This window comes from Bacillus sp. TSO22 (assembly GCF_020223595.1).
Taxonomy (GTDB): Bacteria; Bacillota; Bacilli; order Bacillales; family Bacillaceae; genus Bacillus; species Bacillus inaquosorum.
The window spans coordinates 458,763-476,208 of sequence record NZ_JAHAWO010000004.1; the positions used below are offsets into that span (position 1 = coordinate 458,763).

At 45.5% G+C, this 17,446-nt stretch carries 20 protein-coding genes; 12 read left to right on the top strand and 8 right to left on the bottom strand.

What is annotated here, in order from left to right; all coding sequences use genetic code 11:
- Nucleotides 1–99 precede the first annotated feature (99 nt).
- Nucleotides 100–714 carry a PH domain-containing protein gene (locus tag KHQ79_RS07240; RefSeq protein WP_060399506.1) on the bottom strand — a complete coding sequence of 205 codons (615 nt, stop codon included), beginning with the start codon at nt 712–714 and terminating at the stop codon, nt 100–102.
- Between the two features lie 189 nt (nt 715–903).
- Nucleotides 904–1,461: an opuC operon transcriptional regulator OpcR gene (opcR, locus tag KHQ79_RS07245; RefSeq protein WP_003235200.1), complete on the bottom strand. Its 558-nt coding sequence runs from the start codon at nt 1,459–1,461 to the stop codon at nt 904–906.
- A gap of 267 nt (nt 1,462–1,728) precedes the next feature.
- Between opcR and opuCA the strand changes: the two genes are divergently transcribed.
- From opuCA to opuCD, 4 genes are read left to right on the top strand one after another with little or no spacing between them, the layout of a single operon-like run.
- Nucleotides 1,729–2,868, top strand: coding sequence for an osmoprotectant ABC transporter ATP-binding protein OpuCA (gene opuCA, locus KHQ79_RS07250; protein ID WP_003235198.1), 1,140 nt, complete (start codon nt 1,729–1,731; stop codon nt 2,866–2,868).
- Between the two features lie 22 nt (nt 2,869–2,890).
- Nucleotides 2,891–3,544, top strand: a complete 654-nt coding sequence (opuCB, locus tag KHQ79_RS07255; protein ID WP_225514630.1) for a glycine betaine/carnitine/choline/choline sulfate ABC transporter permease OpuCB — start codon at nt 2,891–2,893, stop codon at nt 3,542–3,544.
- A 13-nt stretch (nt 3,545–3,557) separates the two neighbouring features.
- The gene (gene opuCC / locus KHQ79_RS07260) at nt 3,558–4,475 is read left to right on the top strand and encodes an osmoprotectant ABC transporter substrate-binding protein (protein ID WP_225514631.1); all 918 of its coding nucleotides are present in this window, start codon (nt 3,558–3,560) and stop codon (nt 4,473–4,475) included.
- A 17-nt stretch (nt 4,476–4,492) separates the two neighbouring features.
- Complete coding sequence (gene opuCD, locus KHQ79_RS07265; protein WP_225514633.1) at nt 4,493–5,167, top strand: glycine betaine/carnitine/choline/choline sulfate ABC transporter permease OpuCD; 675 nt, start codon at nt 4,493–4,495, stop codon at nt 5,165–5,167.
- 33 nt (nt 5,168–5,200) lie between these two features.
- On the opposite strand, the gene KHQ79_RS07270 is transcribed toward opuCD, so the two are convergent.
- Nucleotides 5,201–5,734 (bottom strand): GbsR/MarR family transcriptional regulator, encoded by a 534-nt coding sequence (locus tag KHQ79_RS07270; protein WP_060399502.1) that lies wholly within the window; start codon nt 5,732–5,734, stop codon nt 5,201–5,203.
- 284 nt (nt 5,735–6,018) lie between these two features.
- Between KHQ79_RS07270 and opuBA the strand changes: the two genes are divergently transcribed.
- Genes opuBA through opuBD form a run of 4 tightly spaced genes read left to right on the top strand, consistent with a single transcriptional unit; the run spans nt 6,019 to nt 9,461 of the window.
- Nucleotides 6,019–7,164: a choline ABC transporter ATP-binding protein OpuBA gene (opuBA, locus tag KHQ79_RS07275; RefSeq protein WP_225514634.1), complete on the top strand. Its 1,146-nt coding sequence runs from the start codon at nt 6,019–6,021 to the stop codon at nt 7,162–7,164.
- 14 nt (nt 7,165–7,178) lie between these two features.
- A complete protein-coding gene (gene opuBB / locus KHQ79_RS07280; protein WP_084993412.1) occupies nt 7,179–7,832 on the top strand; it encodes a choline ABC transporter permease OpuBB in 654 nt (217 codons plus the stop codon).
- Nucleotides 7,833–7,843: 11 nt separating this feature from the next.
- Nucleotides 7,844–8,764 carry an osmoprotectant ABC transporter substrate-binding protein gene (gene opuBC / locus KHQ79_RS07285; RefSeq protein WP_225514636.1) on the top strand — a complete coding sequence of 307 codons (921 nt, stop codon included), beginning with the start codon at nt 7,844–7,846 and terminating at the stop codon, nt 8,762–8,764.
- A gap of 16 nt (nt 8,765–8,780) precedes the next feature.
- The gene (gene opuBD / locus KHQ79_RS07290) at nt 8,781–9,461 is read left to right on the top strand and encodes a choline ABC transporter permease OpuBD (RefSeq protein ID WP_225514638.1); all 681 of its coding nucleotides are present in this window, start codon (nt 8,781–8,783) and stop codon (nt 9,459–9,461) included.
- A 43-nt stretch (nt 9,462–9,504) separates the two neighbouring features.
- On the opposite strand, the gene KHQ79_RS07295 is transcribed toward opuBD, so the two are convergent.
- The 4 genes from KHQ79_RS07295 to rghR all read right to left on the bottom strand — a co-directional run bounded on the left by KHQ79_RS07295 (nt 9,505) and on the right by rghR (nt 12,611).
- Nucleotides 9,505–11,205 carry a methyl-accepting chemotaxis protein gene (locus tag KHQ79_RS07295; RefSeq protein ID WP_225514640.1) on the bottom strand — a complete coding sequence of 567 codons (1,701 nt, stop codon included), beginning with the start codon at nt 11,203–11,205 and terminating at the stop codon, nt 9,505–9,507.
- 132 nt (nt 11,206–11,337) lie between these two features.
- Complete coding sequence (gene catR, locus KHQ79_RS07300) at nt 11,338–11,664, bottom strand: catDE operon transcriptional regulator CatR (RefSeq protein ID WP_003220037.1); 327 nt, start codon at nt 11,662–11,664, stop codon at nt 11,338–11,340.
- A gap of 91 nt (nt 11,665–11,755) precedes the next feature.
- Nucleotides 11,756–12,175, bottom strand: coding sequence for a helix-turn-helix domain-containing protein (locus KHQ79_RS07305; RefSeq protein ID WP_133485995.1), 420 nt, complete (start codon nt 12,173–12,175; stop codon nt 11,756–11,758).
- A gap of 28 nt (nt 12,176–12,203) precedes the next feature.
- Nucleotides 12,204–12,611, bottom strand: coding sequence for a transcriptional repressor RghR (gene rghR / locus KHQ79_RS07310; protein ID WP_003235175.1), 408 nt, complete (start codon nt 12,609–12,611; stop codon nt 12,204–12,206).
- Between the two features lie 152 nt (nt 12,612–12,763).
- Here rghR and KHQ79_RS07315 point away from each other — a divergent pair, with 152 nt between their 5' ends.
- Complete coding sequence (locus KHQ79_RS07315) at nt 12,764–12,997, top strand: helix-turn-helix domain-containing protein (protein WP_003220031.1); 234 nt, start codon at nt 12,764–12,766, stop codon at nt 12,995–12,997.
- 39 nt (nt 12,998–13,036) lie between these two features.
- Here KHQ79_RS07315 and KHQ79_RS07320 read toward each other — a convergent pair whose 3' ends face one another.
- The gene (locus KHQ79_RS07320) at nt 13,037–13,807 is read right to left on the bottom strand and encodes an alpha/beta fold hydrolase (protein ID WP_225514642.1); all 771 of its coding nucleotides are present in this window, start codon (nt 13,805–13,807) and stop codon (nt 13,037–13,039) included.
- 150 nt (nt 13,808–13,957) lie between these two features.
- Between KHQ79_RS07320 and secG the strand changes: the two genes are divergently transcribed.
- From secG to rnr, 3 genes are all read left to right on the top strand, one after another.
- Nucleotides 13,958–14,188 carry a preprotein translocase subunit SecG gene (gene secG, locus KHQ79_RS07325; protein ID WP_003220028.1) on the top strand — a complete coding sequence of 77 codons (231 nt, stop codon included), beginning with the start codon at nt 13,958–13,960 and terminating at the stop codon, nt 14,186–14,188.
- 131 nt (nt 14,189–14,319) lie between these two features.
- The gene (locus KHQ79_RS07330) at nt 14,320–15,060 is read left to right on the top strand and encodes an alpha/beta hydrolase (protein ID WP_003235169.1); all 741 of its coding nucleotides are present in this window, start codon (nt 14,320–14,322) and stop codon (nt 15,058–15,060) included.
- An 18-nt stretch (nt 15,061–15,078) separates the two neighbouring features.
- Nucleotides 15,079–17,418, top strand: coding sequence for a ribonuclease R (rnr, locus tag KHQ79_RS07335; protein ID WP_225514643.1), 2,340 nt, complete (start codon nt 15,079–15,081; stop codon nt 17,416–17,418).
- The last annotated feature ends 28 nt before the right edge of the window (nt 17,419–17,446 follow it).

Sequence of the window (17,446 nt, forward strand, 5' to 3'; positions counted from 1 at the left end):
TTATTATAAAAGAAAAAAGTTGTAAAGTAACCAATATTCATACAAAAATACCACACAAAAAAAGACACGAGCCTAATACCAGCTGTGTCTTTTTTTATGTTAGTTATTCATATATTTCTCAAATACATCTCCAAAATCCTTAATATGATACTGCGAGCGAACGGATGTCAGCCATCTGAATCCGAATTCAGTCAGCTCTTTATATTGTGTTTCAATATTGACGTGTTCGGGGCGGGTATGGTGAAGAATCGTCACGGCTTTATCCAAGCTTTGTTCCGCTTGATTGATTAAAATATCATTTTCATAGGTTGTTTCAGCGATGCGAAGCAGTGCTTTATAAAGGTCTTTTAACTTTTCAATTTGGTCTTTGTGCACATCGATGTCGAATTGTTCACCGCCCAGCTTGAACTTAATCTCAACATCCAAATCGACTTTTCCGGCAGTTTCCAGAAAAACATCAGAGATTTTATATTGCGAATAAGGATAGCGTTTCAACGTTCGTTTTGAGGAAGTGGCGCGTGCGCCGTCTACATGGATCAGAGCCAGATTCGTAAAGCAGTATTCGTCTGCTTTCGTTTTAATCAAGAAATAAATTTTTTCATTGTCTTCATGCATGACATAGTCATCAGAATCTGTTTTGTCATAATCCTGAGGTTCGATAATTTTTCCGATATCAGATAAGCCCAGTGCATCTGCTGCAATTTTTTTGAACATCTGTATACGTCCTTCCTATTCCATTTGTCACTTCATTGTAGCATGGAGCGTTTCTGACAGGCTATAAACGTTTATCAAGAAATCGCCTTCTGCTACAAGGGTGGAGAATATTTCTTTTTTCCTATGCAGACACTGATAAAATCCTAAAACCGAATTTTAAAATTTTATTAACAAAAGAAAGCAGTTCCCCTACTTCAGGGAACTGCTTTCTTTCGTTCTAGGCACGTATTGAAAGACTTCCTCACTCTCAAAGAATTCAATCAATCTGTTCAGCCAGTCATAGTAATGGAGCCATTCTCTTAATTCATTCAGCAACTGATTGACTTTCTCTTCCGCTTCCGGGGTTAGCCCGTCCCTTTGTAAAAGATCAGTCAGCTCCCGGTTTAATTTTTTATACAGCACTTTGTTTTTGCTTACGACCTTTGTCCAGTTCGCCGCAAATAAAGAAATGAAGGTTTGATAATAATCCTGCTCGACGTCATATAGGTCTTTTCGTACGCCTTTTTCAAACACCTTTTCGGCAATATTGGCATCGATCATTTCGCGGACAACTTGGCTCATCCGTGTTTTGCTCATGCCTGTTGCCTCCGAGAGCTCGCTTAAGGTCATCGGTTTTCGATTCATATAGATAATTCCAAGCACACGCCCGACAGTTGAAGGCATTCCAAACGTATGCATATTTTCGGCAATCTTCTCAATGAGATGCTCTTCAGCATGTTCAATGATGTCGAGAGCAGTTTTTTCCACAGCTGATCATCCCTTCAAATGGCAATTGATGGTGTCAATATAACATATTTCTGCCAGTTGTTGAAAATAGCTGAATACAGAGGAAGAGGGAGGGATCCGGCGTAATTGTAAGAACACCCTCTCCGTCTTGGTCATAACAATAAATAATCTGTAAATAACATATAATTTCAACACATTGTAAACTTTTTATTTTACAAAGTTCAAACTATAATAAATAAAGATTATACTTTTCAGAAAATTTAAAGGAAACCTGCGGAGGTGCACGGATTGCTGAAATTGGAACAAGTATCAAAAGTATATAAAGGCGGCAAAAAAGCTGTGAACAGCATTGATTTAGATATTGCCAAGGGCGAATTTATCTGTTTTATCGGCCCGAGCGGCTGCGGAAAAACGACGACGATGAAAATGATTAATAGATTGATTGAACCATCGTCAGGAAAGATCTTTATTGACGGAGAAAATATTATGGAACAGGATCCGGTTGAGCTGAGGAGAAAAATCGGTTATGTGATTCAGCAGATTGGTTTGTTCCCCCATATGACCATCCAGCAGAACATCTCACTCGTACCGAAACTGCTGAAATGGCCTGAGGAAAAACGGAAAGAACGGGCGAGAGAGCTGTTAAAGCTAGTCGATATGGGCCCGGAATATTTAGACCGTTATCCCCATGAGCTCAGCGGCGGTCAGCAGCAAAGAATCGGTGTGCTGCGCGCACTGGCTGCGGAACCCCCACTCATTTTGATGGATGAACCGTTCGGAGCGCTTGATCCGATTACGCGTGATTCCCTTCAGGAAGAATTCAAAAAACTGCAGAGAACCTTAAATAAAACGATTGTGTTTGTAACCCACGATATGGATGAAGCGATTAAGCTTGCTGACCGGATCGTGATTTTAAAAGCGGGAGAAATCGTTCAAGTCGGCACACCTGATGAGATTCTCCGGAACCCGGCAAATGAATTTGTTGAAGAATTTATCGGGAAAGAACGCCTGATCCAGTCAAGGCCGGATATCGAGCGGGTTGAGCAAATGATGAACAGAACGCCAGTGACGGTGTCAGCGGACAAAACGCTTTCCCAGGCGATCCAGCTAATGAGAGAAAAACGTGTCGATTCACTGCTCGTTGTAGACCGGCAAAATGTGCTGAAGGGCTATGTTGATGTGGAAATGATCGATCAAAACCGCAAAAAAGCGAGCGTCGTTGGCGATGTATACCGCTCCGATATATATACCGTGCAAAAAGGGGCGCTTCTTCGCGATACGGTCCGAAAAATCTTGAAGCAGGGCATCAAGTATGTTCCTGTGGTGGATGAGGAGAACCATTTAGCAGGAATTGTGACGAGAGCAAGCCTTGTTGATATCGTATACGATTCCATATGGGGTGAGGAAGACCAGCTCATGACGATCTGACCAGGGGAGGAGCTCTATTAAGATGAATCAAATGATGACTTTTTTGCAAACGAACGGCGGAGAGCTGTTGTATAAAACAGGAGAACATTTATATATTTCACTCATTGCCGTTGTATTGGGCATTATCGTTGCAGTGCCGCTCGGTGTTGCTCTCACTAGAATGAAAAAAGGCGCAGGCACGGTTATAGGCGTGGTCAACATTGTGCAAACCCTGCCGAGTCTGGCGATTTTAGCCTTTTTTATTCCGCTTCTCGGTGTAGGAAAAGTGCCTGCGATTGTCGCTTTATTTTTCTATTCGGTGATGCCGATCCTGCGCAATACGTATACCGGCATCAAAGGTGTCAACAAAAATCTGCTGGAATCGGGAAAAGGGATCGGTATGACCGGCTGGGAGCAGATTCGGCTCGTCGAAATCCCGCTGGCGATTCCGATCATTATGGCGGGAATCCGCACGTCAACGATCTATTTAATCGGCTGGGCGACACTTGCCTCGTTTATCGGGGGCGGCGGTCTCGGTGATTACATTTTTATCGGCTTGAACCTGTATCAGCCTGAATATATTATTGGCGGCGCCGTGCCGGTCACGATCCTGGCGATTATTATTGATTATGTGCTGGCCGTGACAGAACGAAAGGTGACGCCGAAAGGATTGCAAGGGATGAAGGAAGTTTCGTAAGGAGTTGGCTCTGTTGAAAACAAAAAAAATCAAATGGCTCGGCGCTCTCGCTTTCGCCTTTGTCCTGCTGCTGAGCGGCTGTTCTCTGCCGGGGCTCGGCGGCGCTTCAGACGATACGATCAAAATCGGGGCGCAAAGCATGACAGAATCAGAAATTTTAGCAAACATGATGGCGCAGCTTATTGAACATGATACAGATTTGAATACCGCTTTAGTCAAAAACCTCGGGTCAAACTATGTTCAGCACCAAGCGATGCTCGGCGGTGACATTGATATTTCTGCCACGCGCTATTCCGGGACGGATTTAACAAGTACCCTCGGCAAGGAAGCGGAAAAAGATCCGAAAAAAGCGCTGAATATTGTGCAGAATGAATTTGAAAAACGCTTTGCCTATAAATGGTTTGATTCCTACGGATTTGATAACACATATGCCTTTACCGTGACAAAAAAGTTTGCGGAAAAGGAGCATATCAGCAGCGTGTCTGACCTGAAGAAAAACGCTTCCCAATATAAACTGGGCGTCGACAATGCCTGGCTGAAACGGAAAGGCGACGGGTATAAAGGCTTTGTCAGCACGTACGGATTTGAGTTCGGCACAACCTATCCGATGCAGATCGGGCTTGTCTATGACGCAGTCAAAAACGGGAAAATGGACGCTGTTCTGGCTTATTCAACAGACGGACGGATTAAAGCCTATGATCTGAAAATCTTAAAAGACGATAAACGTTTTTTCCCGCCGTATGACTGTTCACCGGTGATTCCGGAAAAGGTGCTTAAGGAGCATCCGGAGCTTGAAGGCGTTATAAATAAGCTGATTGGGCAAATCGATACGGAAACGATGCAGGAGCTTAACTATGAGGTGGATGGCAAGCTGAAGGAGCCGTCTGTCGTAGCAAAGGAATTTTTAGAGAAACATCATTATTTTGATTAAGAAAAGAGGCAGATTATATGGAAGTACTACAGCAGCTAGGCACTTACTATTCGCAAAACGGCGGTTACGTGCTGCAGGAGTTTTACCGCCATTTTCTGATGTCGGTGTACGGCGTTTTGTTTGCCGCCATTGTTGGGATTCCGCTCGGCATCCTGATAGCCAGGTACAGAACATTAAGCGGATGGATTTTTGCGATGACGAACGTCATTCAGACCATCCCGGCCCTCGCCATGCTCGCCGTGCTGATGCTTGTCATGGGGCTGGGCGCTAATACGGTGATATTGTCATTATTTCTGTATTCTCTTCTGCCGATTATCAGAAATACGTATACAGGCATTATCAGCATTGAACACGCCTATCTTGAATCCGGAAAAGCGATGGGAATGACAAAATTTCAAGTCCTTCGCATGGTCGAGCTTCCGCTTGCGCTTTCTGTCATTATGGCCGGCCTCCGCACCGCGCTTGTCATCGCCATCGGGATTACGGCAATCGGGACATTTGTCGGTGCAGGCGGTCTCGGAGATATCATCGTCAGGGGATCAAACGCAACAAACGGAACCGCGATTATATTAGCAGGCGCAATCCCCACGGCTCTGATGGCGGTGATAGCCGATTTGGTCATGGGCTGGCTTGAGCGCGCGTTAAGCCCGATTAAAAAGAAAAAGAAGAAAAACCTGGCCGGCGCCGCATAAGAAAAAACGCCTTGTGAATGACAGGGCGTTTTTTTACGGCTTCGGCACATATTTAAAAATCTCTTCGCTTTCAAAAAACTCAATCAATCGCCCGAGCCAATTATAATAATCGAGCCATTCTTTTAGTTCCTTCAGCAGCTCATTCACTTTTTCTTCCGCTTCAGGAGTAAGCTCTTCGTCCAAGACGCTGAGCAGTTCCCGATTGAGTTTTTTATGCATCATTTTATTTTTGCTGACGACTTTGCTCCAAGTGGCTGAAAACAGCGTGATAAACGTTTGGTAGTAGTCCTGCTCAACCTCATATAAATCTTTTCGCACGCCCTTTTCGAACACTTTCTCGGCGATGTTGGCATCAAGCATTTCCCGCACAACCTGGCTCATGCGTGTTTTGCTCATGCCGGTCGCTTCAGATAATTCGGCCAGCGTCATCGGTTTTCGATTCATATAAATAATGCCCAGCACACGTCCGACGGTAGAGGGCATTCCAAATGCATGCATGTTTTCCGCGATTCTTTCTATTAAATGGTCCTCAGCTTGTTCAATGATCGTTATCGGATCTTTCTCCAACGGTTTCAATCCTTTCAGCTAACAATTCCGATGTCAATATACCACATTTTTGATGCGGCGGAAATGCCGCATCAAGAGAATTTGGCAGGAAATTGGAGCAATAAGGAGATCATTACAGGTCAATGCGGGTAAATCAGCGTTTATACATACTTTATAAATAATATGAACAAATTGTAAACTTTTTATTTTATAAACTTTATTCTATAATGGGAACCATTCAATTGTCTGAAAAATTAAATATGAACTGAACGAATTGAATAAACTTAACTTTGGAGGTGCGATGTTTGCTGACATTAGAAAATGTCTCGAAAACATACAAAGGCGGCAAAAAAGCCGTGAACAACGTGAATCTTAAGATTGCAAAAGGTGAATTTATCTGTTTTATCGGCCCGAGCGGCTGCGGAAAAACAACAACAATGAAAATGATTAACCGATTAATTGAGCCTTCTGCCGGCAAGATTTTCATTGGCGGTGAAAACATCATGGAACAGGACCCGGTAGAGCTTAGGCGTAAGATCGGCTATGTCATTCAGCAGATCGGCCTGTTTCCGCATATGACTATTCAGCAGAACATCTCACTTGTCCCTAAGCTGTTGAAATGGCCGGAGCAGCAGCGGAAAGAGCGGGCCCGTGAGCTTCTAAAATTGGTCGATATGGGGCCAGAATATTTAGACCGTTACCCTCATGAATTAAGCGGGGGGCAGCAGCAGCGAATAGGTGTATTACGGGCACTTGCCGCGGAGCCGCCGCTTATCTTAATGGATGAACCGTTTGGGGCACTCGACCCGATTACGAGGGATTCCCTTCAGGAAGAATTTAAAAAACTGCAAAAAACCTTACATAAAACCATCGTATTTGTTACCCACGATATGGATGAAGCGATTAAACTGGCAGACCGGATTGTGATTTTAAAAGCGGGAGAAATCGTTCAAGTCGGAACGCCCGATGATATTTTGAGAAATCCGGCAGATGAATTTGTTGAGGAATTTATCGGCAAGGAGCGGCTGATCCAGTCATCCAGCCCGGATGTAGAACGGGTTGACCAAATTATGAACACGCAGCCTGTAACGATCACCGCGGATAAAACGCTTTCTGAAGCGATTCAGCTAATGAGGCAGGAGCGTGTCGATTCATTGCTTGTCGTCGATGACGGGCACGTTCTGCAAGGCTATGTGGATGTTGAAATCATTGATCAATGCCGGAAAAAAGCCAATCTCGTAGGAGAAGTTTTACATGAAGATCTTTACACAGTATTGGGTGGCACACTGCTGCGAGACACGGTCCGCAAAATTTTAAAACGGGGTGTTAAATACGTACCTGTTGTGGATGAAAACCGGCGTTTAATCGGAATTGTGACGAGAGCGAGTCTGGTCGACATTGTATATGACTCTCTCTGGGGAGAAGAAAAGCAGCTCGCGGTATTGTCATAGGGAGGCGATAAGTTGTGAATCATATTGTTCAATTTTTGCAAACCAACGGGGGCGAGCTTCTTTATAAAACATATGAGCATATCACGATATCGCTCATTGCTGTTATTTTAGGCGTACTCGTTGCCGTACCCCTCGGGGTTGTGCTTACTAGAATGAAGAAGGGCGCCGGCACCATTATCGGCATCGTTAATATCATTCAGACGCTGCCGAGTCTGGCGATTCTCGCCTTCTTTATTCCGCTCCTAGGTGTCGGGAAGGTTCCAGCCATTGTGGCTTTGTTTTTCTACTCCGTTCTGCCGATTCTGCGCAACACGTACACCGGCATTCGCGGCGTCAACAAAAATCTGCTTGAGTCTGGCAAAGGCATCGGCATGACGCCGGCTGAACAAGTCCGCCTGGTGGAGCTGCCGCTTGCCGCGCCTGTGATCATGGCGGGAATCAGAACATCGACGATTTACTTAATCGGCTGGGCAACGCTCGCTTCCTTTATTGGAGGCGGCGGTTTGGGTGATTACATTTTTATCGGACTGAATTTATATCAGCCGGAATATATCATCGGGGGCGCGGTGCCCGTCACGATATTGGCAATTGTAATAGATTACGTGCTGGCGGTGACTGAACGAAAACTGACACCTGCCGGCATGCAGAGATTGAAGGAAGTTTCATAAGGAGGCGGCTCATGAAAAGAAAATATCTCAAATGGATGATCGGGTTAACGCTAGCAGCAATGCTGACGTTGAGCGGCTGTTCACTTCCGGGTCTCAGCGCTGCTTCAGACCAGACCATTAAAATCGGCGCGCAAAGCATGAGCGAATCAGAAATTATCGCCAGCATGCTTGGGCAGCTGATCGAACATCATACTGATCTCAAAACAACAACCATTAAAAATCTCGGCTCCAACGCGGTGCAGCAGCAGGCCTTAATGAACGGGGAAATCGACATTGCGGCCACAAGATATACGGGAGACGCGCTGACAGGAACGCTGAGAATGGAACCTGAGAAAGATCCGGAGAAAGCGCTGGCGCTGACACAGCGGGAGTTTAAAAAAAGATACGATTTAAAATGGTATGACTCCTACGGGTTTGATAATACATATGCCTTTACGGTCAGCAAGGAACTGGCCGATCAATATCATTTAGAAAACGTATCAGACGTTAAAAAATGGGCGCCGCAATTAAAGCTGGGTGTCGATAACTATTGGATGAAGCTCAAGGGAAACGGCTATCAAGATTTTACGAAAACCTACGGCATGACATTCGGAGGCACGTATCCAATGCAGATCGGGCTTGTGTATGACGCGGTGAAGAGCGGAAAAATGGACATTGTGCTTGCGTATTCGACTGATGGAAGAATCAAGTCCTATGGTCTTAAAATGCTAAAGGATGATAAGCAATTTTTCCCGCCGTACGACTGCTCTCCGGTTGTTCCGGAACAAGTGCTCAAAGAACATCCTGAGCTTGAAGGCGTCATTCAGAAAATGATCGGGAAAATCGACACAGCCACAATGCAGGAGCTCAACTATGAAGTCGACGGCAATTTAAAAGAGCCGTCTGTCGTTGCCAAGGAATATTTAGAAAAGCATCATTACTTCGAATCATGAAAGGGGGAAGAAGCCAATGAATGTGCTTGAACAGGTCATGACGTATTATGCGCAGAACGGCAGCTACGTTATGGAAGAATTCGGCCGCCACTTTCTCATGTCGGCTTACGGCGTTTTGTTTGCCGCTGTCGTCGGGGTTCCGGTCGGAATCCTCATTGCGCATTATCGCCGCTTGTCAGCCTGGGTGTTCGCCGTAACAAACGTTATTCAAACAATCCCGGCGCTCGCCATGCTGGCCGTCTTGATGCTTGTCATGGGGCTCGGCGCAAACACGGTGATTGTATCATTATTTCTGTATTCCCTTCTGCCGATTATCCGAAACACGTACACAGGCATAGTCAGCATTGAACATGCCTACTTAGAATCGGGAAAAGCAATGGGCATGACGAAATTCCAAGTTCTCCGGATGGTTGAGCTTCCACTCGCGCTTTCTGTCATTATGGCAGGCTTGCGCACGGCTCTCGTCATTGCCATCGGGATTACAGCGATCGGAACATTTGTCGGAGCCGGCGGCCTTGGAGATATGATCGTCCGCGGCTCAAACGCGACAAACGGAACAGCGATTATTCTCGCCGGCGCGATACCGACTGCGGTGATGGCGGTTGCAGCTGATTTGCTCATGGCCTGGCTGGAGCGGGCATTAAGTCCGGTAAAGAAAAAACGAACCAGAGCGAAACGCGTTCAAACAGCTGCATAGAATAGAAAAAGAGGCTTGGATGACTCCAGCCTCTTTTTTTTCTTTAGATTGTAAACTGATCCATCTTCTCATTAAGCTCCTTCGCCAGCTTCTCAAGCTCTTTAGCATTCTGGAGCACTTGATCCATGGAATGGGCGGACTGCTCGGTAATCGAAAATGTTTCTTCAATGCCGGCGGCCGACTCTTCAGATACAGAAGCGATATTTTCAATCGATTGATTGATGGTAATTGATTGGTTTGTTAACTGCTTCAGGCCATCCGTTACTTCCTTAATGCTGTCTGCAACGTGAGTGACCGATTGTCTGATATGCTGCATAGCTTGTCCGGTGTCTGTCAGGTTTTCTGTTCCTTTTTCGACTTCTGTAAAGCTGCTTTCTAAGTACCCAATGACAGTGTGGATTTCCTGCTGTGTCCCGTTGACAATCCGGGTAATATCCTGGACGGAATCAGAAACGCCGTCAGCCAGCTTTCTGACCTCCTCTGCCACAACGGCGAAGCCTTTGCCGCTTTCTCCTGCGCGGGCAGCCTCAATTGCGGCGTTAAGTGACAGCAAATTCGTTTGCTCGGCAATGCCGTTGATGACCTGAACGAGCTTGTTGATATCCTGAGAATGCTGTTCTAGTGATCTCACTTTATGCACGGCCTCCTGAACGATATGATGTATGGTTTTCATTTGCTGTAATGACGTATCCATATTTTCGTTTCCGCTTACTGCGAGTTCGAGGACGTTTTGAGACGTATCGCTGATTGTGATGCCGCGATTATAGGCTTTATCAATGCTTTCAGTGAACTCATTCATTGATTCTGCAATTGTCACGGCGTCTTGGGCCTGCTGTTCAGAGCCTTCAGCCATTTCGTTCATTGTTTCGGTAATATGTTTGCTGCCGGATCTCGTTTCATTCGTTGCGGTTGCCAGCACTTGTGAAGAAGAAAGAACCCGGATTGATATTTCTTTGGAGTACCCGACAATATCTCTCAGATTGCCTACCATTTTTTGCAGTGCCTCGTTCAGATCGCCGAGCTCGTCTTTTGATTTGAGCGGCTCCATGTCATTCGACAGATCTCCCTCGGCAATATGATTGGCAGACTCCTTCATGCGAGTGATAGGCCTTACAATGTTTCGCGTGATATAAAGCCAGATGAAAATACTGATAATGATCGATGCTGACAGAAGCAAAGCAGTGTAAATGAGCCCTTTATGGTATACGTCCTTCGTTTCTTTTACCGCTGTGTTGCTGCCTTTTTTATTAAAGTCAACGAGCTGAGTGACTGATTTTTTCATATCCTCAAATCTGGCCTCAGTCTGCACCAATAAACCTCTTGCTTTGTCCATGTCATTCGTGCGGCCGCTTTCTATAATTTGCGCATGAATATCAGTATAGGTGTTTACTTCAGTTTGAAGCTGCTCAAACAGTTTCTGTTCTTTGTCATTGGAAATCGTTTTTTCGTAGCTATCAAGCTTTTGATTGATGTCTTCAAGGATCTGATTCATGTCTTGTTCAAGCGTATCCATTTTGCTTTTGTCTGTGAAAATCAGAAAATCCTTTTCTTTAGAAGACAGATGCTCGGTCAAATAATTAATCGAAGTAATTTCTTTGATGCCGTCAATCCATTTTGTGTTGATTTCATCTGTCTTTTGAATGATGTGCTGCATATTAAAAGCGCCTATTCCGCCTATAAGTAAATTGATCAGGATCAGTGTCAAAAATACCAGGCTGAATTTGCGGGAAATCGTCAGTCGCATATAGTGGTCTCCTTTAGAAACGTAATGTGTGGATGTACTATATATCGGCTGAGAAATCGTTTTTTCACTGGAAAATAAAAAATAAAAAAACGGCTCCTTTTCTCGTCTTTGAGATCAGAACCGTTTTAGTAATTAGTCAAGAAAGGAAGGGTCAATCCAATCCGTTGCCCATTTTGAAATCTCACCCAAAATGGGGGCTAGCGCCTTTCCTTTATCGGTCAATGAATATTCGATGCGAACCGGAGTTTCCGGGATGACATCCCGCTTCACCACTCCTTCAAGCTCAAGTTCTTTCAGCCGTTCTGACAGAACTCTGCCGCTTAGATTTGGAAGTGCTGCTTCAATTTCGCTAAATCGCTGCGACCCGTTCAAGAGCTGAAATACGATCAAAGCGACCCAGCGTTTACTCAAGATGTCGACTGCTTTTTCAAATCTAGGACACATTTCTGATTGGTTCATACTTTTCACCTCGTCTGTCACTATTATAACGCAAATAACGAGGGAAGGTATGCAAGCGTGATTGATAAAATGCAGAAAGAGAAGCAGGGGATTATGAAGAAGAGGCGCGTTTTTTCGCTTCCGAGGCTAAAAAATCGAAGTATTTGCTGAGATTTTCAATATCCTGCTTTGAGAGATGTTCCCATTTTTGGCTGTTGAAAATCGGAAGGTGCTCCGCTCCGCGAGTGACTGCAGTCTGGTAAATGTCATAAATGGACTGATAGCTTTCCGAAGCCTCGCGGATTTCTTCTGGAAAGGCTTGAATATGACCAGCGGCAGCCATCAGGTTTTCGTAGGGCACTTTCAGTACTGCCGCCAGTTTTTTGATAGTGGCAGGTTTTGGCGTGCCCCGCTTGCCGTTTTCAATTTTTGAAATGGTGGCCGAGCTGATGCCTGAGTACACCGCAAGCTGATTCACTGTCAGTTTGCGGGCGCGGCGCAGCTCCCGTAATTGCTGTCCGAACGGTGACATGGTGATCGCCTCGCATTCCTATCAAGAGTTAGTCATCAGCAGACCGTTTTTTGGCTTCGTCTGATATAAACGAAAAATAATGATCCAGCATGAGCAAATCCTCTTTATTGAGATATTGCCACTTTTCGTTCTCAAGAAGAGCAAGGTTTTTCAGGTCATAGGCCTCTGCTTTTTCAAGCAGCTTGCACTTCGTTTCATAAGGAGCTCTGTCTTCATGTACTTCTTCGATGTAACCAGCCTTATACATAAGCCCTTCGTAAGGAATTTTTAAGGCTTCCGCCAGTTTTTTGATGGTGGCAGGTTTGGGAACGCCCCGTTTGCCGTTTTCGATTCTGGAGATGCCGGCCGCGCTTACGCCAGAATAAGTCGCCAGCTGGTTGACTGTTAACTTTCTCTCTTCGCGCAATGCCCGCAATTGTTCGCCAAAGCTTTCCATATGTCTCACCCCGTCCCTCACTGTTACTCATATTTTAGTATGTTTATTGACTAAAGGGAATAGGTAGGCTGGAAATGTATTGACAAAAGTTAACATAAGCCGTAATGTAAAAGTATAGAAAAAAGTTTTTTCAGGAACGGAAGGTGAGGAAAGTGCCAGTAGAAAAGATACAGATTAGACGTGATTATGTCTTGCAGTATATGGTCAATAACGATTATTCCCTTAATCAGCTTGCGCTGGAAATCGGAGTCTCACCCGCCACACTGAGCCGCGTGCTGAATGGAGAAAGACGGCCGGGGCAGCTTGTGATCGGTAAAATGCTTCACTATTTTAATTTGAAATTTGAGGATCTTTTTTACTATGATTTTATTGACAAAAGTCAATAAAGCGACAAAAAACGCAAGGAAGCCAAGCGTTTTCTATTCCTATGAATGATGTGTCAGCACAAACCCTGTCACCAGTTCGTTGCATGTTTTCCATTGTTTTGTCGGCAGCTGATGCCCTTGATATTCCAATCTGAAAAATTCGGCATGGCTGCAAGCTTTGCGGTAATAGCCTGAGGCTGGGAAGGTCCAGTCCCGCAGGCCGCCATACATAAACAGCATGGGCATGTGTAAATGGGGCAGCTGTTCAATGCAGTTGTAGTGGAGAGAATCCTGATAATATTGATGCCAATGGGCAAGGTCTGCTTTTTTCATATGGCCTGTTAATAGGTTTCGAAGTTCTTTGTTTTTTGTATGGCTGACGGCGAGGATTTTTATGAGCAAACCGGCGTTTTTCTCAAGCAGATACATCCCCGTCTTGTGTATCTTCTCTCCGATTACGTTATGGACAGCCGGGTAAGCGCCGGAGAGAACAAGATGTGACACTTTGTCCGGGCGGGTAAAGCCGATATGCTGGGCGATTAAGCCACCGGCGGAATATCCGAATAACACAGCCTTATCAATGTGCAGAGCGTCCATGAATTGCACGATCTCATCTGCGTAATAAGAAATAGAGGCGGGCTGATCCGCGTGATCACTGTCGCCGTGGCCGCTTAAATCGGGAAAAATCACCCTGAAATGCTTGGAGAGAAGGCGCTGATAATAAAAGACCATACGTCCCATGCCCGGCGGGTGGATAAAAATGATAGGCATTCCCTGTCCATATTCCTCATAATAAAGATGTTTTCTGCTGGTTATGCTGATAAGGGGCATCGTTTTTCTCCTTTTGACCTTTTCATATGAATAGGGTAACCAAGATAAAACGTCTTATCCGGCCTTTTGGCGTCTGATACAGCGTGACATGCCAACCCTTTTCATGTAAAATAGAAGTAATGTAGGCCAGTGAGTCTGGAGGTGTAAGGGATGCACGCGGTTTTGATTACCTTATTGGTTATCGTCAGCATTGCACTTATTATTGTCGTTTTGCTTCAATCCAGTAAAAGCGCCGGATTATCTGGTGCGATTTCAGGCGGAGCGGAGCAGCTCTTCGGGAAACAAAAAGCAAGAGGTCTTGATTTGATTTTGCACCGCATCACGGTAGTGCTGGCAGTCTTGTTTTTCGTGTTAACGATTGCGCTTGCTTATATCCTATAGGGCAATGTTTGTATAAGGTCTGATGTGAAGTCAGGCCTTTTTCTCGTTTCTGGCTGATATTCAGAGCGTTTTTTTCTAATCAAACTGTGGAAAACTAAAATGATCGTGCAGATAGAAAGGGAGACATGAGCATGAAAGTTGTGACACCAAAACCATTTACATTTAAAGGCGGAGACAAAGCGGTGCTTTTGCTGCACGGCTTTACAGGAAATACAGCGGACGTACGAATGCTGGGACGTTATTTGAATGAACGGGGCTATACATGCCACGCGCCTCAATATGAAGGACACGGCGTTCCCCCTGAAGAACTTGTACATACAGGGCCTGAAGACTGGTGGAAAAACGTGATGGATGGCTATGAATACTTAAAATCTGAAGGCTATGAGAGCATTGCTGCCTGCGGACTGTCGCTTGGCGGGGTTTTTTCGCTGAAATTGGGTTACACTGTACCCATAAAGGGAATTGTCCCAATGTGCGCGCCAATGCATATTAAGAGTGAAGAGGTCATGTATCAGGGCGTTCTTTCATACGCTCGCAATTACAAAAAGTTCGAGGGGAAAAGCCCGGAGCAAATTGAAGAAGAAATGAAGGAATTCGAAAAAACGCCGATGAACACCCTCAAGGCGCTGCAAGACTTAATTGCCGATGTGCGAAACAATGTCGATATGATTTATTCACCGACATTTGTGGTGCAGGCCCGTCATGATCACATGATTAATACAGAAAGCGCAAATATTATTTACAACGAAGTGGAAACTGATGAGAAACAGCTGAAATGGTACGAGGAATCAGGCCATGTCATTACGCTCGACAAAGAACGTGACCTCGTCCATCAGGATGTGTATGAATTTTTAGAGAAGCTCGATTGGTAATCAACAGGAGGTCGGATAATGGAAAAAGAAGCATTTATGGATAAGCTTCTCTCGTTTATGAAGGAAGAGGCGTACAAGCCTCTGACCGTTCAGGAACTTGAGGAGATGTTAAATATTACGGAAGCCGAGGAGTTTAAAGAGCTCGTCAAAGCGTTAGTCACTTTGGAAGACAAAGGGCTTATCGTACGGACGAGAAGCGACCGCTACGGCATTCCGGAGAAGATGAATTTAATAAAAGGAAAGATTTCAGCGCATGCAAAAGGATTCGCCTTTTTGCTGCCTGAGGATACGTCATTAAGCGATGTGTTTATTCCGCCTACTGAGCTGAATACGGCAATGAACGGCGATATCGTCATGGTTCGGCTGAATTCACAGTCAAGCGGCTCAAGACAGGAAGGGACCGTCATCCGCATTTTAGAAAGAGCGATTCAGCGGGTTGTCGGTACGTATACAGAAACAAGAAACTTCGGCTTTGTCATTCCGGACGACAAAAAAATCACGAGTGACATCTTTATCCCGAAAAATGGGAAAAACGGAGCGGCGGAAGGGCACAAGGTTGTTGTCAAGCTGACGAGCTATCCTGAAGGCCGCATGAACGCAGAGGGCGAGATTGAAACCATTCTCGGCCACAAAAATGATCCGGGCATTGATATTTTATCGGTCATTCATAAGCACGGCCTACCGGGAGAATTTCCTGCTGACGCAATGGAACAGGCATCAAGTACGCCTGACACAATTGACGAAAAAGACCTGAAAGACCGCCGTGATCTCCGTGATCAGGTGATTGTCACCATTGATGGTGCGGACGCGAAGGATTTGGATGATGCAGTTACCGTGACGAAGCTTGATGACGGAAGCTACAAGCTTGGCGTTCACATTGCTGATGTCAGCCATTACGTAACCGAAAACTCGCCGATTGACAAAGAAGCGCTTGAAAGAGGGACGAGTGTGTATTTGGTTGACCGAGTCATCCCTATGATTCCGCACAGACTGTCAAACGGCATCTGTTCCTTAAATCCAAAGGTTGACCGCCTGACACTTTCTTGTGAAATGACAATTAACAGTCAGGGACAGGTGACGGAGCACCAAATCTTCCAAAGTGTCATCAAAACAACGGAAAGAATGACTTATTCAGATGTGAATAAAATTCTTGTTGACGATGACGAAGAGATGAAACAAAAATACGAGCCTCTCGTTCCGATGTTCAAAGATATGGAGCGCCTGGCAGAAATTCTGCGCGATAAGCGGATGAACCGCGGCGCCGTTGATTTTGATTTCAAAGAAGCGAAAGTGCTTGTCGATGACGAAGGCGCGGTTAAAGACGTTGTCATCAGAGAACGCTCTGTCGCCGAGAAACTGATTGAAGAATTTATGCTTGTGGCGAACGAAACGGTAGCGGAGCATTTCCATTGGATGAATGTACCGTTTATATACCGGATTCACGAAGAGCCGAATGCTGAAAAACTGCAAAAGTTTTTAGAGTTCGTGACGACATTTGGCTATGTGGTGAAAGGAACGGCGGGAAATATTCATCCGCGCGCGCTGCAAAGCATTCTGGACGCTGTGCGTGACAGACCTGAAGAAACCGTTATATCTACTGTCATGCTCCGTTCGATGAAACAGGCGAAATACGACCCGCAAAGCTTGGGGCATTTTGGTCTGTCAACGGAATTCTATACGCATTTCACATCACCGATTCGCCGTTATCCGGACTTAATCGTCCACCGTCTGATTAGAACGTACTTAATCAACGGCAAAGTCGATGAAGCGACACAGGAAAAGTGGGCTGAACGCCTGCCGGATATCGCCGAGCATACATCAACGATGGAGCGCCGTGCAGTTGACGCCGAGCGTGAAACGGATGATCTGAAAAAAGCGGAATACATGCTTGATAAAATCGGTGAAGAGTTTGACGGGATGATCAGTTCAGTGACAAACTTCGGAATGTTCGTCGAGCTGCCGAATACAATCGAAGGACTCGTCCACGTCAGCTTTATGACGGATGACTACTACCGATTTGACGAACAGCATTTTGCGATGATCGGCGAGCGGACAGGCAACGTCTTCCGCATTGGGGATGAAATCACAGTCAAGGTTGTCGATGTCAACAAAGACGAGCGCAATATCGACTTTGAAATCGTCGGCATGAAGGGCTCTCCGCGTCGTCCGAGAGAACTGGACAGCAGTCGGAGCAGAAAACGCGGAAAGCCTGCCAGAAAGCGCGTCCAAAGCACCAATACGCCTGTTTCTCCAGCTCCGTCTGAGGAAAAAGGGGAGTGGTTCACTAAGCCGAAGAAGAAAAAGAAAAAACGCGGCTTCCAAAACGCGCCGAAACAGAAACGGAAAAAGAAGAAATAGCAGCTCAACCAGCAAATAGGGCCGCAGC

What these genes read in the sequence shown, in the direction of transcription:
- opuBC (WP_225514636.1), top strand. Translation starts at nt 7,844, where the DNA reads ATGAAAAGAAAATATCTCAAATGGATGATCGGGTTAACGCTAGCAGCA.
- KHQ79_RS07240 (WP_060399506.1), bottom strand. Translation starts at nt 714, where the DNA reads ATGTTCAAAAAAATTGCAGCAGATGCACTGGGCTTATCTGATATCGGA.
- catR (WP_003220037.1), bottom strand. Translation starts at nt 11,664, where the DNA reads ATGAACCAATCAGAAATGTGTCCTAGATTTGAAAAAGCAGTCGACATC.
- opuBD (WP_225514638.1), top strand. Translation starts at nt 8,781, where the DNA reads ATGAATGTGCTTGAACAGGTCATGACGTATTATGCGCAGAACGGCAGC.
- KHQ79_RS07295 (WP_225514640.1), bottom strand. Translation starts at nt 11,205, where the DNA reads ATGCGACTGACGATTTCCCGCAAATTCAGCCTGGTATTTTTGACACTG.
- KHQ79_RS07305 (WP_133485995.1), bottom strand. Translation starts at nt 12,175, where the DNA reads ATGTCACCGTTCGGACAGCAATTACGGGAGCTGCGCCGCGCCCGCAAA.
- KHQ79_RS07330 (WP_003235169.1), top strand. Translation starts at nt 14,320, where the DNA reads ATGAAAGTTGTGACACCAAAACCATTTACATTTAAAGGCGGAGACAAA.
- rnr (WP_225514643.1), top strand. Translation starts at nt 15,079, where the DNA reads ATGGAAAAAGAAGCATTTATGGATAAGCTTCTCTCGTTTATGAAGGAA.
- secG (WP_003220028.1), top strand. Translation starts at nt 13,958, where the DNA reads ATGCACGCGGTTTTGATTACCTTATTGGTTATCGTCAGCATTGCACTT.
- rghR (WP_003235175.1), bottom strand. Translation starts at nt 12,611, where the DNA reads ATGGAAAGCTTTGGCGAACAATTGCGGGCATTGCGCGAAGAGAGAAAG.
- opuCB (WP_225514630.1), top strand. Translation starts at nt 2,891, where the DNA reads ATGAATCAAATGATGACTTTTTTGCAAACGAACGGCGGAGAGCTGTTG.
- KHQ79_RS07320 (WP_225514642.1), bottom strand. Translation starts at nt 13,807, where the DNA reads ATGCCCCTTATCAGCATAACCAGCAGAAAACATCTTTATTATGAGGAA.
- opuCD (WP_225514633.1), top strand. Translation starts at nt 4,493, where the DNA reads ATGGAAGTACTACAGCAGCTAGGCACTTACTATTCGCAAAACGGCGGT.